This is a genomic window from Nocardioides candidus, from assembly GCF_041321175.1.
Taxonomy (GTDB): domain Bacteria; phylum Actinomycetota; class Actinomycetes; order Propionibacteriales; family Nocardioidaceae; genus Nocardioides.
In genome coordinates, this window is sequence record NZ_JBGGWC010000002.1 from 411,999 (window position 1) to 425,518 (window position 13,520).

Consider the following 13,520-nt stretch of genomic DNA (forward strand, 5'->3'; position numbering starts at 1 on the left):
GGTCGTGCGACCACCCCGACCTGTCGACTACCGGATCAGGTCCAACCGATCAGGGCGTCTCGACCGTGATCGTGCCGTCGATGATCTGCTGCTTGAGGTCATCGATCTTGGCGGAGAGGTCGGAGTCGATGTCGGCGTTGGGGCCGTACGGCGCCAGCGCGACACCACCGTTGTCCAGCGTGCCCGAGTAGGGCTCGTTGCTGAAGGTGCCACCCGCAGCGTCGGCGATGCCCTGCTCGACGGCGACGTCCATGCCCTTCATGACCGAGGTCAGGAGGATGTCGCAGTACTCGGCGGCCGAGACACAGCCGTCGGTGTCGACCCAGATGCCCCAGGCGCCGTTGTCCTTGGCGGCCTGGAGACCACCGAGACCCGCGGGACCGGCGACCGGGAAGATGATGTCAGCACCCTGGGTGATGAGCTCCTCGGCGACGTTCTGGCCCTTGGTGGTGGACTCGAAGTCGTTGGTGAAGGAGCCGTCCTTCTTGTCGCGGTCCCAACCGAGGACCTGCACGTCGGTGCCGTTCTCCTCGTTGTAGTAGTCCACGCCCTGGACGAAGCCGTCCATGAAGATCGTCACGGTCGGGATGTTGAGACCACCGAAGGTGCCGACCACGCCGGACTTGGTCTTCGCGGCCGCGAGGTAGCCGGCGAGGAACGACGGCTGCGCGGTGTTGAAGGTCAGGCCCTTGAGGTTGGCGGGCGCGGTGTTGTTGCCCTTGTCGTCGAAGTAGGCGAAGTCGACGATCGAGTAGTCGATGTCCTTGTGCTTCTTCGCCGAGGCGAGGGTGTCGTCGGCGAGCAGGAAGCCGACCGTGGTGATCGAGTTGCAGCCCTGGTCCACCATCGCCTGGATGTTGTCCTTGAACTGCGACGGGTCGTTGGACTCGACCTCGGCGGTCTGCATGCCGTACTTGTCGACCGCGTTCACGAGACCGTCGTGCGAGGTCTGGTTGAACGACTTGTCGTCGAAGCCGCCCGAGTCGGACACCATGCAGGCCTTGAAGTCGGGATACTGCTCGGCCGCCTCCGTGGGGCTGGACGCGTCGGTCGGTGCGCTGCTGCTGGTGGAGTCGCTGTTGCTGCTGCTCCCCTTCTTGTCGCCGTCGTCCTCCCGGCTGCCACAAGCGGTCAGGGCCAGCGTTGCGATGACACCCACCGCGGCGATACGTGCCGTCTTCTTCACGGCGTCCTCCTGGATCAGAACTGTTCACGCCCCCCGGCGGGGCATCCCGAAGCACCCTAACGGCGAGTTTCGGCGGAGGGGGCCGTTGCAATCTAATTTTCTGAGGTTGTTACCGACCGGTGATCAGCGAGCGGAGCGCCACGGAGGCCATCACGCGGGCTCCGATGGCCACCGCGTGCTCGTCGATCCGCAGGTCACCCTGGTGCAGGTCGTACGTCGGCCCGCCCGGCGTGCGGGTGCCGAGGCGGAACATCGCGCCCGGCACGTTGGCGAGGTACCAGCCGAAATCCTCGCCCCCGAGGCTCTGCGGGACCTCGGTGCGGTGGTGCGTGCCGAGGACCGCGTCGACCGCCTGCGCGACGATCTGCGCGCTGGTCGCGTCGTTGACCACGGGCGGCACGCCCTGGAGGTAGTCGACGGCCGCCGTGACGCCGTAGGGGCGCACGATGTCGAGCACGGCTTCGCGTACGACGGCCTCGACCCCCGCCCACGCGACGGAGTCGAGGATCCGCACGGTGCCGGCGGCGATGCCCTGGTCGGGGATCACGTTGGGGGCCGACCCGGCGCGGAGCACGCCCCACACGACGCTGACCCCGGCGCGGGGGTCCATCCGGCGGCTCAACACCGCGGGGAGCTCGCTGGTGATCTTGGCCAGCGCGAAGGTGAGGTCGCCGGTGAGGTGGGGGCGCGAGGTGTGTCCGCCGCTGCCCTCGAGGCGCACCTCGATCCGGTCGGCGGCGCTCGTGATCGGTCCGGTGCGCACCCCGATCGTGCCGACGTCGACCGCGGGCTCGGCGTGCAGTGCGAAGATCCGCTCGACGTCCTCGAGGGCGCCGTTGTTGACCAGGTGCACCGCGCCGCCGGGCATGACCTCCTCGGCGGGCTGGAACAGCAGCCGCACCCGTCCGGGCAGCCGGCCCTGGGCGTGGACCTCGGCGAGCACCTCGGCCGTGCCCAGCAGGGCCGTGGTGTGCAGGTCGTGGCCGCAGGCGTGGGCGACGCCGGGCACGGTGCTCCGCCACGGGTCCTGGGTGATGTCCTGCACCGGTAGCGCGTCGAGGTCGGCGCGCAGCGCGATCACCCGGTCGCCCTCGCCGATCTCGGCGAGCGCCCCGCTGCGCTGCGACGGGGTCACCCGCCAGCCGGCGTGCTCGAGCCGCTCGACCACCCGATCGGTGGTGCGCTTCTCCTGCCACGAGAGCTCGGGATGCCGGTGGAGGTCGCGCCGCAGGTCGATCAGGTCGTCGGTGTGCTTGTCGACGACGTCGTTGATGACGCGCTCGAGGGGCTCGGCGCTCGGGTCGGCGGGACTGGAAGACATCGGGACGAGCGTAGTCCTGTCAGTCCTGGTCGTAGGCCTCGAGGAGCCGGTCGGCCGCCAGCGGAGCGGTCAGCTCGCCGGCGAGCACGGCCGCGCGCACGTCGGCCTGCACCGCCTTCACCCCGGCGGAGTGCCGCAGCCGCTGGTCGAGCTCGTCGCGCACGAGCGCCCAGGTGAAGTCGAGCTGCTGCTCGGCCCGCTTCGTGGTCAGACCGCCCTCGCCGAGGTGGTCGCGGTGGTCGAGGACCTTCTGCCACACGTCGTCCACGCCGACGTCGTGCAGCCCGGAACAGGTGACGACGGGCGGGGCCCACTCGCCGTGCCCGCGGACCATCCGGAGCGCCCCGGCCAGCTCCCGCGCTGCTCCCCGGGCCTCCCCCTCCCGGTCCCCGTCGGCCTTGTTCACGGCGATGACGTCGGCGATCTCGAGGATGCCCTTCTTGATCCCCTGGAGCTGGTCGCCCGTGCGGGCGAGCGTCAGGAAGAGGAACGTGTCGACCATCCCTGCGACGGTCACCTCGGACTGGCCGACCCCGACGGTCTCGACCAGCACGACGTCGTACCCGGCGGCCTCGAGGACGGTCATCGCCTGCGTCGTCGCCCGGGCGACCCCGCCCAGGGTGCCCGCGGACGGCGACGGTCGGATGAAGGCGGCAGGGTCCGCCGACAGCCGCGACATCCGGGTCTTGTCGCCGAGCACCGAGCCCCCCGTGCGCACCGACGACGGGTCCACCGCGAGCACGCCCACCCGGTGGCCGGCCGCGGTCAGGCGGCTGCCGAGCGCCTCGATGAAGGTCGACTTGCCGACGCCGGGCACGCCCGAGATGCCGACACGCACGGCCGGCGGGCCGTCGGCTCCCGCGAGCTCGGTGAGGAGCTCGCGCGCAGCAGCCCGGTGGCGTGGCGCCGTGGACTCGACGAGGGTGATGGCCCGCGCCACCTGCGCGCGCCTGCCCGCGCGCACCCCCTCGAGCAGCCCGGCAGCGTCCATCAGTGGTCGAGCTGGTCGCGCAGCTTGGCGAGCAGGTCGAGGGCCGACTCGGCGATGACCGTGCCCGGCAGGAACACCGAGGCCGCGCCCATCTCCTTGAGGGTCGGTACGTCGTCGGGCGGGATCACGCCGCCGATGACGACCATGATGTCCTCCCGGCCGTGCTCCGCGAGCGCCGACTTCAGCGCCGGGAGCAGCGCGAGGTGACCCGCAGCCAGCGAGGAGACACCGACGATGTGCACGTCGGCGTCGATCGCCTGCTGCGCGACCTCCTCGGGCGTGGAGAACAGCGGCCCCACGTCGACGTCGAAGCCCATGTCGGCGAAGGCGGAGACGACGACCTTCTGGCCGCGGTCGTGGCCGTCCTGACCCATCTTGGCGACCAGGATGCGCGGACGGCGACCCTCGGCCTCGGCGAAGTCGTCCGTCGCCTGCCGCACCTGCGTGAGCAGGGTGTCGCCACTCTCCTGGGCCTCGTCGCGGTACACGCCCGAGATCGTACGGATCACCGCCTGGTGACGGCCGTAGACCTTCTCCAGCGCGTCGGAGATCTCGCCGACGGTGGCCTTCGCCCGGGCCGCGCCGACGGCGAGCTCGAGCAGGTTGCCGTCACCGGTGTCGGCGCTGCGGGTGAGTGCCTCGAGCGCCGCCTCGACGTCGCCCTGGTGCCGCTCGGCCCGCAGCCGCTCCAGCTTGGCCATCTGCTGGCGGTAGACGTCGTCGTTGTCGACCTTGAGGACCTCGAGCGGGTCCTCGGCGGGGAGCCGGAAGGTGTTGACGCCGATGACCTTCTGCGCGCCGGAGTCGATCCGCGCCTGGGTGCGGGCGGCAGCCTCCTCGATGCGCATCTTCGGGATGCCCTGCTCGATCGCCGCGGCCATGCCGCCGGCCTCCTCGGCCTCCTGGATGTGCGCCCAGGCGCGCTCCGCGAGGTCGTGGGTGAGCCTCTCGACGTAGTAGGACCCGGCCCACGGGTCGATCGTGTACGTCGTCCCGCTCTCCTGCTGCAGGAGCAGCTGGGTGTTGCGCGCGATGCGCGCGGAGAAGTCGGTGGGCAGCGCGATGGCCTCGTCGAGGGCGTTGGTGTGCAGCGACTGGGTGTGCCCCTGGGTCGCGGCCATGGCCTCGATCGCCGTGCGACCGACGTTGTTGAAGACGTCCTGCGCGGTGAGCGACCAGCCCGACGTCTGGCTGTGCGTGCGCAGGGAGAGCGACTTCGGGTTCTGCGGGTCGAACTGGCGCACCAGCCGGCTCCACAGTGCCCGGGCCGCGCGCATCTTGGCGACCTCCATGTAGAAGTTCATGCCGATCGCCCAGAAGAAGCTCAGTCGGGGCGCGAACTGGTCGATCGTGAGCCCGCTGTCGAGACCCGCGCGGATGTACTCGACGCCGTCGGCCAGCGTGTAGGCGAGCTCGAGGTCGGCGGTCGCCCCCGCCTCCTGCATGTGGTAGCCGGAGATCGAGATGGAGTTGAAGCGCGGCATCCGCTCGCTGGTGAACGCGAAGATGTCGGAGATGATCCGCATCGACGGCGCCGGTGGGTAGATGTAGGTGTTGCGGACCATGAACTCCTTGAGGATGTCGTTCTGGATGGTCCCCGAGAGCTGCTCCGGCTTCACCCCCTGCTCCTCGGCCGCGGCGATGTAGAGCGCGAGCACCGGGAGCACCGCGCCGTTCATCGTCATCGAGACACTCATCTGGTCCAGCGGGATGCCGTCGAACAGGGTGCGGGTGTCGTAGATCGAGTCGATCGCCACACCCGCCATACCGACGTCGCCCCGCACGCGCGGGTGGTCGGAGTCGTAGCCGCGGTGGGTCGCGAGGTCGAACGCGACGCTCAGGCCCTTCTGCCCCGCCGCCAGGTTGCGCCGGTAGAAGGCGTTGGACTCCTCGGCGGTGGAGAAGCCGGCGTACTGCCGGATCGTCCAGGGCTGGGTCGTGTACATCGTCGGGTAGGGCCCGCGCAGGAACGGGCTCAGGCCCGGGTAGGTGTCGAGCGCGTCGAGGCCCTCGAGGTCGGCGGCCGAGTACGACGGCTTGACCTCGATCCCCTCCGGGCTGTGCCAGCCCTCGCCGGTCGGGGCCTCGGTGGCGGCGGCGGAGCCGGCCAGGGGCAGGTCGGCGAAGCTCTTGGGGATGGTCACGACAGCTTCTCCCTGGTCGCGGTGAGGAAGGCGAGCGCGTCGACGCCCATCGCCGCGGCGTCGTCGACCTCCGCGTCGACGGCGTCGGGCTTGCCGGCGATGATCACGTGCTGCGCACCGGCCTCGCGGAGGGCGGTGACGGCGGCGCCGCCCCACTCGGCGTAGGCCGCGTCGGTGCCGGCCAGGCAGACGACCGGCTGGCCGGCGTACGACGCCAGGAGCTCGTCGACGCCCGAGGTCGGTCCCGCGAGCTCGACCCCGATGCCACCGGCGGCGAGGAGGTTGCTCGCGAAGGTGGCGCGCGCCGTGTGCTGCGCGATGGTGCCGAGCGTGGCCAGGAAGACGCGGGTCGCGGCCGGCTGGTCGCGCAACGCCTCGAACGAGGCGCCGTAGCGCACGACCCGGTCGTTGAGCGGGTCCGGGTCGCGCGCCGGGAGCTGCTCAGCGAGGTTCGGGAACTCCGTGAGGCCGGTCAGCGGCCGCCTGCGCCGCGCGATGTCGCGCTCGCGCTCGGCGACCGTCGCGGCGATCCGGTCGCGGAAGGGCGTGAGGTCGTGACCGCCCTCCCACTCCTGCTCCAGCTCCTGGAAGGCCGCCCAGCCGGCGAGGGCGAGGTCGGCGGTGAGCTGCTCCACGGCGTACGCCCCGCCCGCGGGGTCCGCGACCGCCGCGACATGGGACTCGTCGACGAGGAGGTGGTTGACGTTGCGGGCGATCCGGCGGCCGAACGCCTCCGGCTGGCCGAGCGCGGCATCGAAGGGCAGTACGGTGACCGCATCTGCGCCGCCGACGCCGGCGGCGAACGCAGCGACCGTGACGCGGAGCATGTTGACGTAGGGGTCGTACTTGCTGAGCATCGGCCGGCTGGTCACGGCGTGCTGGCGCTGGGCCACGTCCACGTCGTCCGGCAGGCCGGAGTGCTGCAGCACGCTCGCCCAGAGCTGCCGGGCGGCGCGGAGCTTGGCGATCGTCGGGAACTGCTCGTCGGTCGCCGCGTAGCGGAACTCGATCAGGTCCGCCGCGTCGGCGAGGTCGAGCCCGTGGTCGGTGAGCCAGCGCAGGTAGGCGACGCCGACCGCGATCGACCAGCCGAGCTCCTGCACGTCGCTGGCCCCGAGGTCGTGGGCCGCGGTGGCGTCCACGACGATCGCGCGGATGCCCGCGGTCCGGGCCCGGCCGGCCAGGTCCCGGAGCTCGGCGACGGCCTCGTCGACCGCGAGCGGCAGGTCGCGCAGGAGGGCGCCGAGCGGGTCGGCGCCGAGGTTGCTGTCGGGGTGCAGGTCCACGCCGCGCTCGTCGGCGTGGGCCAGGAGCGCCTCGGCCGCCCGCGTGGGGTCGGTGGGCGCGTCGAGGACGACGGGCGCCAGGTCGAGCAGCACGCCGGCCAGCACCGCTGCGAGATCGGTGTCCTCGTCCGCCGCCACCCACAGGCTGGTGACGCCGCCGTCGAGGTCGACGAGCGCCTCCTCGTTGGCGCGCTTGGCGTCGGGGCGCGACACGAGGGAGCGGATGTCCCACGCGCCGGCGCGCCGCGGGCGCACCGACGCAGCCGCGCCGCCCGGCAGCCCGAGGGGCGTGATCGCGATGCCGTCGAGGGTCGTCCGGGTGAGCTTGTCCCAGACCTCCGCGTCGGGGTCGTCCTCACCGAGCCGGCGCGCCTTCCGGAGCACTGCGGCCGTCGCGGCCTCCCACTCCTCCTGGCTGTGCACGTCCTGCTCGGCAGCGAGGGCGAGGGGAGCCCCGCTTCTCGTGTCCGTCATGGAGGGCATGCTACGGCGACCGATCGGGCCTGGTTTCGGCGTCCACCCGTGGCATATGTCACTCCCCGCCTACTGGGGTCGTGTGCCTGAGAACGACCCAGAGGGCGGTCACAGGCACACGACTCCCCTGAGCGGCACCGCCAGCGCCGGTCGTGTGCCTGAGAACGACCCAGAGCCCGGTCACAGGCACACGACTCCCCTGAGCGCCGCCAACACCGCTCGTGTGCCTGAGAACAACCCAGAGCGCGGTCACAAGCACACGACTCCCGTGAGCGCGACCGCCAACACCCCTCGTGTGCCTGAGAACGACCCAGAGCGCGGCCTCAAGCACACGACTCCCCTGAGCGCCGCCAACACCCCTCGTGTGCCTGAGAACAACCCAGAGCGCGGTCACAAGCACACGACTCCCCTGAGCCGCACCGCCAACGCCGGTCGTGTGCCCGAGAACGACCCAGAGCGCGGTCACAGGCACACGACTCCCGTGAAGCGGCGCGCCCGGTCGTTCATCCGGTGTCCACCGGGGGCTCGGCGGGCGGCCAGCTCGGGACCCCAGGCTGGCGACATGAGGATCGCCCTGGTGACCGAGACGTTCTTCTCCGGGTCCCCCACGGACGGCAGCACCACCACCACGCTGAAGGCGACGGCCGACCGGCTCGTCGACCTCGGCCACACCGTGCGGATCATCGCGCCCGGTCCGGGCCTGGCCACCTATCGCGGTTGCGACGTCGTCCGGGTGCGGCCGCTCGAGCCGACCGGCGGGCAGGTCCGCGCGGCGATCGAGGGTTTCGCGCCCGACCTGGTGCAGGTCACGTCGCCGCGGTACGTCGGCCGCAAGGCCCTCAAGCACGCCCGGCGCGCGGGCGTCCCGACGGTCGTCGTCGAGCAGTCGCCCGTGCTCGACCTCGCCGCCGACTACTGGCGCGCGAAGGTCGCCGACCGGGCGGACACCCTGCTCGTGACCGCCCCCTGGATGGTCGGCCGGGTCGCCGACCTCGGGGCGCGGGCCACGCTGTGGGAGCCCGGGGTCGACTCCCTCGCCTTCACCCCCACGCTCCGCGATCCCTGGCTGCACGGCGCGTGGGCGCGGGCCGGCTCCGGGGACGGCGGCCGGGTGGTCGTCGGCTACGTCGGCAGCCTCGCGAGGCGTCATGGCGTACGACGACTGGCGGACCTCGCCGACGTACCCGGGATCCGGCTCGTGGTGATCGGCGAAGGCCCGGAGCGCGCGTGGCTGACGCGACGGCTCCCCGACGCCCGGTTCACCGGCCCCCTCGGCACCGGCGACCTGACCGTGGCCCTGCCGACCCTCGACGTGCTGGTGCATCCCGGTGAGCTCGAGACCGACTGCCACGTGCTCCGCGAGGCGGCAGCCTCGGGCGTGCCGACGGTCGCCCCGCGTGCGGGCGGGGCGGCCGACGTGGTGCGTCACCTCGAGACCGGGCTCCTCTACGACCCGGCCGACCCCCGCGACCTGCGCCGCGCCGTCACCGCGGTGGCCGGCGACCGGCACCGCGGGCTGCTCGGCCAGGCGGGCCGCGAGCGGGCGCTCCGTCGGAGCTGGGTGGATGCGGTCGACGAGCTCGTCGCGCACCACTACCCCGCCCGGCGCCGCTCGCGGCCTGAGGGCGTCTCGAGATACGTCCTCTCCTAGCGGCTCGGACTACTCGACGAGCGAAGGCGGCTCTGCGACCCAGCGCATCGGGTCGCCCCAGCCGAGCTCCTCGTGACCGTGCTTGGCCAGGGCCAGCGCGACCAGGGTCCGCCGGTGGGCGGCGAAGGTGAGCACGTGGGCGATCATGCCGCCGTAGGTGAACACCTCCGCCGGCTCGCAGAGGGCGTCGACGAACGTCTCGTCGAGCGCCTCCCGGTCGACGACGTCGTGCACGTGGCCGAGGTACGTCGGGCCCTCCTCGGCCAGGCGGGCGCGCATCGAGGCGAGGGACTCGTGGTCCTCGACGGACCAGTCGTACTCACGGGAGGCCATCGCGGCGTTCCACATGCCCATCTGCCCCACGAGGCGCGAGAGCAGTGAGCGGATCGTCTGCTCGTCCTCGTCGACGTCGACCCCGATCCTCTGGTCGAGCTGCTCGTCGGACAGCCGGGCGGCGACGCGGATCATCTCGCCGGTCAACCACACGTGGTGCTCGACCATCGCAGTCATCAGCTGCACAGCGGTCACCTTCCTGCTCGGACGGGCCGGGAGCCGCAGGCTGCCCGGCGGGTGGAAGTGGACGCCGCTGGGCGCGGCGATCCGGATCTGGCTGGGTTGCCTGCGCCAGGCGGCCGGCGCGACGCCGTACGCCCTGGTGAAGGCACGCGTGAACGCCTCGTGCGAGCCGTAGCCCGCCTCCACGGCGATGTCGATCAGCGGCGCGGACGTCGTGATCATCCGGTAGGCCGCGCGCTCGAGCAGGATCCGGCGCCGGAAGGCCGCCGGCGGCTCACCGGCGACGCTGCTGATCATCCGGTCGAAGTGGAACCGGGAGAAGTGCAGCCGCGCGGCCCACTCCTCGCCCGTGGCGTCGACCGCTCCCCCGACCCCGTCCGCGAGCGCGTCGGCCAGCTGGTCGACGAAGTCGTGGAAGGAGTCGGTCGCGGTCACCCGGCCATCCTCGGCGCCGCCACCCCCACCGCGCTTGATCGGGCTTGCGGAGCCCGGTCAGACGCTCGTGCGGCCGTCGTTGTCCTTGTTGCGCAGCCCGATCTTGTTGCCCAGCCACACGAGCGGGTCGTACTTGCGGTCGGCGACGCGCTCCTTCATCGGGATGATCGCGTTGTCGGTGATCTTGATGCCCTCCGGGCAGACCTCCGTGCAGCACTTGGTGATGTTGCACAGCCCGATCCCGGCCGTGTCGCGGACGGCGTCACGCCGGTCGACGGTGTCGAGCGGGTGCATGTCGAGCTCGGCGTAGCGCAGGAAGAACCGCGGCCCGGCGAAGGCCGGCTTGTTGTCCTCGTGGTCGCGCGTGACGTGGCAGGTGTTCTGGCACAGGAAGCACTCGATGCACTTGCGGAACTCCTGGCCCCGCTCGACGTCGATCTGCATCATCCGGCGCTTGCCGTCGGCGTCGCGCGGACCGAGCTCGATGCCGGGCAGCTCGCGCGCCTTCTCGTAGTTGTAGGACACGTCGGTGACCAGGTCGCGGATGACGGGGTAGGACCGCATCGGCGTCACGGTGATGGTCTCGGCCGGGTCGAAGTCGGAGAGCCGCGTCATGCACAGCAGGCGTGGGCGGCCGTTGATCTCGGCACTGCACGAGCCGCACTTGCCCGCCTTGCAGTTCCACCGGATGGCCAGATCGCCCGCCTGGGTGGCCTGGAGGCGGTGCAGCGCGTCGAGCACGACCTCGCCGTCGGAGACCTCGACCTCGTAGTCACCGAGGTCGCCGCCACTGGCGTCGCCGCGCCAGACCCGCATCTTCAGCTGGTAGCCCATCAGATCACTCCTCGAAGAACTTCTTGAGCTCGTCGGGCATCACCGGGATCGCCTTCTCGGTCATGTCGACCCCGTCGCCGGCTGCGTTGATCCGCAGCACGAGGTTCTTGCTGCCCCACTCCGGTGTCGGGCCGGGGTGGTCGTTGCGGGTGTGGCCGCCACGCGACTCCTCGCGGGCCAGCGCGGCCTTGGCCACGCACTCCCCCACGAGCAGCATGTTGCGCAGGTCGATCGCCAGGTGCCAGCCGGGGTTGTACTGCCGGTGACCCTCCACCGACATCGACCGCGCCCGCTCCTTGAGCCGCTCGACCTCGACCAGCGCCTGCTCCAGCTCGGAGCCCTCGCGGATGATGCCGACCAGGTCGTTCATCGTCTGCTGCAGGTCCTGCTGGATCGTGTAGGGGTTCTCGCGGCCCTCGACCTCGAACGGCGCCAGCGCGCTGGCCTTGGCCGTCTCGACGTCGATGTCGGAGACCTCCGGACGCGAGGGCAGCCCGGCGACGTACGCCGCCGCGGCATCGCCCGCCCGACGCCCGAAGACGATCAGGTCGGACAGCGAGTTGCCGCCGAGGCGGTTGGACCCGTGCATGCCACCGGAGCACTCGCCGACGGCGTAGAGGCCGGGCACGACGGACAGCTCGCTCTCGGGGTCGACCTCGATGCCGCCCATCGCGTAGTGGCACGTCGGGCCGATCTCCATCGGCTCCGCGGTGATGTCGACGTCGGCCAGCTCCTTGAACTGGTGGTACATCGACGGGAGCCGCTTCTTGATGAACTCCGGGGTACGACGGCTGGCGATGTCGAGGAAGACGCCACCGTGCGGTGACCCTCTGCCGGCCTTGATCTCGGCGTTGATGGCGCGGGCCACCTCGTCGCGGGGCAGCAGCTCCGGTGGTCGCCGGTTGTTCTTCTTGTCCTCGTACCAGCGGTCCGCCTCCTCGATGGAGTCGGCGGTCTCCTTCCGGAAGAACTCGGGGATGTGGTTGAACATGAACCGCTCACCCTCGGAGTTCTTCAGGATGCCGCCGTCACCACGCACCGACTCGGTGACGAGCAGCCCCTTCACCGACGGCGGCCACACCATGCCGGTCGGGTGGAACTGCACGAACTCCATGTTGATGAGCGTCGCGCCGGCGCGCAGGGCGAGCGCGTGCCCGTCGCCGGTGTACTCCCACGAGTTCGACGTGACCTTCCAGGCCTTGCCGAACCCGCCCGTCGCCAGCACCACGGCCGGTGCGTCGAAGACGATGAACCGGCCCGACTCGCGCCAGTAGGCGAACGCCCCGGCGATCACGCCGTCGCGCTTGAGCAGGTCGGTGACGGTGCACTCCATGTAGACGTCGATCCCGAGCGCGACCAGGCGCTGCTGGAGCGTGCGGATCATCTCCAGCCCGGTGCGGTCGCCGATGTGCGCGAGCCGCGCGTAGCGGTGGCCGCCGAAGTCGCGCTGACTGATCAGCCCGTCCTTGGTCCGGTCGAACAGGGCACCCCAGTCCTCCAGCTCCATGACCCGGTCGGGGGCCTCCTGGGCGTGGATCTGGGCCATCCGCCAGTTGTTGAGCATCTTCCCGCCACGCATGGTGTCGCGGAAGTGCACCTCCCAGTTGTCCTCCGGGTAGAGGTTGCCCATCGCGGCGGCGGCGCCGCCCTCGGCCATCACGGTGTGCGCCTTGCCGAGCAGCGACTTGCACACCACCGCGACCCGGGCGCCCGCGTCGTGCGCCGCGATCGCCGCGCGCAGGCCCGATCCTCCGGCGCCGATCACGATGACGTCGTACTGGTGGCGCTCGATGCCGCCCTGCGCGTCACCGGACATCTCGTTGCCCGTCATGGGGTGCCGAGAACTTGTCGTCATCTAGAAGAACCTCGGGTCGTCGAAAACGTTGGCCGCCAGCAGGGTGATGTAGAGGTCCACCAGCGCGACGGAGAAGAGCGAGTACCACGCGTAGCGCGGGTGGTTGCCGTTGAGCTTGGACACCCAGGTCCACATCTTGTAGCGCACCGGGTGCTTCGAGAAGTGCCGCAGCCGGCCGCCGACGATGTGGCGGCAGGAGTGGCACGAGAGCGTGTAGAGCCAGATGAGCGCGACGTTGACGGCCATCAGGACGGTGCCCAGCCCCATGTGGACCCCGCCGCTCTCGCCGGGCGCCGGGCCGAAGGCGAGCACGACGTCCCAGGTCAGGATGAGACCGACCACCACGGCGGCGTACCAGAAGTAGCGGTGCACGTTCTGCAGGATCAGCGGCAACCGGGTCTCACCGCTGTAGGAGCCGTGCGGCTCCGCCACGGCGCAGGCGGGCGGCGAGAGCCAGAACGCGCGGTAGTAGGCCTTGCGGTAGTAGTAGCAGCTCATCCGGAAGCCGAGCGGGAAGATCAGGATGATCAGCGCCGCCGAGAGCGGCCACCAGTCGAAGGGCTGGCCGAAGTCGGACCCTCCCTCCGCGCACTTGCCCAGGCAGGGCGAGTAGAACGGCGAGAGGTAGGGCTCGGCGTAGTAGTTCTTCCCCATGAAGGCCCGGATCGTCGCGTAGATGACGAACGAGGTGAAGACGATGAAGGTCGCGAGGGGCGACAACCACCATCGGTCCGTGCGGAGCGTTCGCTCCTCGATCTGCGCTCTGCCTGGGCCGTGGACGCCAGTCGTCACCTGCACCTCCGGATGTGGTTCGCAACTGCGAGCCC

Annotated in this window: 10 protein-coding genes; 1 reads left to right on the plus strand and 9 read right to left on the minus strand. The window is 71.1% G+C overall.

What is annotated here, in order from left to right:
- Window positions 1-49 precede the first annotated feature (49 nt).
- From ACAX67_RS11695 to ACAX67_RS11715, 5 genes are all read right to left on the minus strand, one after another.
- The gene (locus ACAX67_RS11695) at window positions 50-1,186 is read right to left on the minus strand and encodes a BMP family lipoprotein (protein ID WP_370704019.1); all 1,137 of its coding nucleotides are present in this window, start codon (window positions 1,184-1,186) and stop codon (window positions 50-52) included.
- A gap of 109 nt (window positions 1,187-1,295) precedes the next feature.
- The gene (locus tag ACAX67_RS11700) at window positions 1,296-2,507 is read right to left on the minus strand and encodes an amidohydrolase (RefSeq protein WP_370704020.1); all 1,212 of its coding nucleotides are present in this window, start codon (window positions 2,505-2,507) and stop codon (window positions 1,296-1,298) included.
- Window positions 2,508-2,526: 19 nt separating this feature from the next.
- Window positions 2,527-3,498, minus strand: a complete 972-nt coding sequence (gene meaB / locus ACAX67_RS11705) for a methylmalonyl Co-A mutase-associated GTPase MeaB (RefSeq protein WP_370704021.1) — start codon at window positions 3,496-3,498, stop codon at window positions 2,527-2,529.
- A complete protein-coding gene (gene scpA, locus ACAX67_RS11710) occupies window positions 3,498-5,642 on the minus strand; it encodes a methylmalonyl-CoA mutase (RefSeq protein ID WP_370704022.1) in 2,145 nt (714 codons plus the stop codon). The genes meaB and scpA overlap by 1 nt, the downstream gene beginning before the upstream one ends.
- Window positions 5,639-7,402 (minus strand): methylmalonyl-CoA mutase family protein, encoded by a 1,764-nt coding sequence (locus ACAX67_RS11715; RefSeq protein WP_370704023.1) that lies wholly within the window; start codon window positions 7,400-7,402, stop codon window positions 5,639-5,641. Before ACAX67_RS11715 ends, scpA begins: the two co-directional genes overlap by 4 nt.
- A gap of 562 nt (window positions 7,403-7,964) precedes the next feature.
- Between ACAX67_RS11715 and ACAX67_RS11720 the strand changes: the two genes are divergently transcribed.
- On the plus strand, window positions 7,965-9,053 hold the full coding sequence (locus ACAX67_RS11720; RefSeq protein WP_370704024.1) for a glycosyltransferase: 1,089 nt from the start codon (window positions 7,965-7,967) through the stop codon (window positions 9,051-9,053).
- Window positions 9,054-9,062: 9 nt separating this feature from the next.
- Here the strand turns inward: ACAX67_RS11720 and ACAX67_RS11725 are convergent, their stop codons facing one another.
- The 4 genes from ACAX67_RS11725 to sdhC are packed head-to-tail and all read right to left on the minus strand — an operon-like array spanning window position 9,063 to window position 13,413.
- A complete protein-coding gene (locus ACAX67_RS11725; RefSeq protein ID WP_370704025.1) occupies window positions 9,063-10,004 on the minus strand; it encodes a helix-turn-helix domain-containing protein in 942 nt (313 codons plus the stop codon).
- A 57-nt stretch (window positions 10,005-10,061) separates the two neighbouring features.
- On the minus strand, window positions 10,062-10,838 hold the full coding sequence (locus ACAX67_RS11730; RefSeq protein ID WP_370704026.1) for a succinate dehydrogenase/fumarate reductase iron-sulfur subunit: 777 nt from the start codon (window positions 10,836-10,838) through the stop codon (window positions 10,062-10,064).
- A 4-nt stretch (window positions 10,839-10,842) separates the two neighbouring features.
- On the minus strand, window positions 10,843-12,693 hold the full coding sequence (locus tag ACAX67_RS11735; protein ID WP_527891017.1) for a fumarate reductase/succinate dehydrogenase flavoprotein subunit: 1,851 nt from the start codon (window positions 12,691-12,693) through the stop codon (window positions 10,843-10,845).
- Window positions 12,694-13,413: a succinate dehydrogenase subunit SdhC gene (sdhC, locus tag ACAX67_RS11740; protein ID WP_370704027.1), complete on the minus strand. Its 720-nt coding sequence runs from the start codon at window positions 13,411-13,413 to the stop codon at window positions 12,694-12,696. It lies immediately after the preceding gene.
- Window positions 13,414-13,520: the final 107 nt, after the last annotated feature.

Coding starts and splice junctions, on each gene's coding strand:
- ACAX67_RS11700 (WP_370704020.1), bottom strand. CDS start 2,507: ATGTCTTCCAGTCCCGCCGACCCGAGCGCCGAGCCCCTCGAGCGCGTC.
- meaB (WP_370704021.1), bottom strand. CDS start 3,498: ATGGACGCTGCCGGGCTGCTCGAGGGGGTGCGCGCGGGCAGGCGCGCG.
- ACAX67_RS11715 (WP_370704023.1), bottom strand. CDS start 7,402: ATGACGGACACGAGAAGCGGGGCTCCCCTCGCCCTCGCTGCCGAGCAG.
- ACAX67_RS11720 (WP_370704024.1), top strand. CDS start 7,965: ATGAGGATCGCCCTGGTGACCGAGACGTTCTTCTCCGGGTCCCCCACG.
- ACAX67_RS11730 (WP_370704026.1), bottom strand. CDS start 10,838: ATGGGCTACCAGCTGAAGATGCGGGTCTGGCGCGGCGACGCCAGTGGC.
- ACAX67_RS11735 (WP_527891017.1), bottom strand. CDS start 12,693: ATGACGACAAGTTCTCGGCACCCCATGACGGGCAACGAGATGTCCGGT.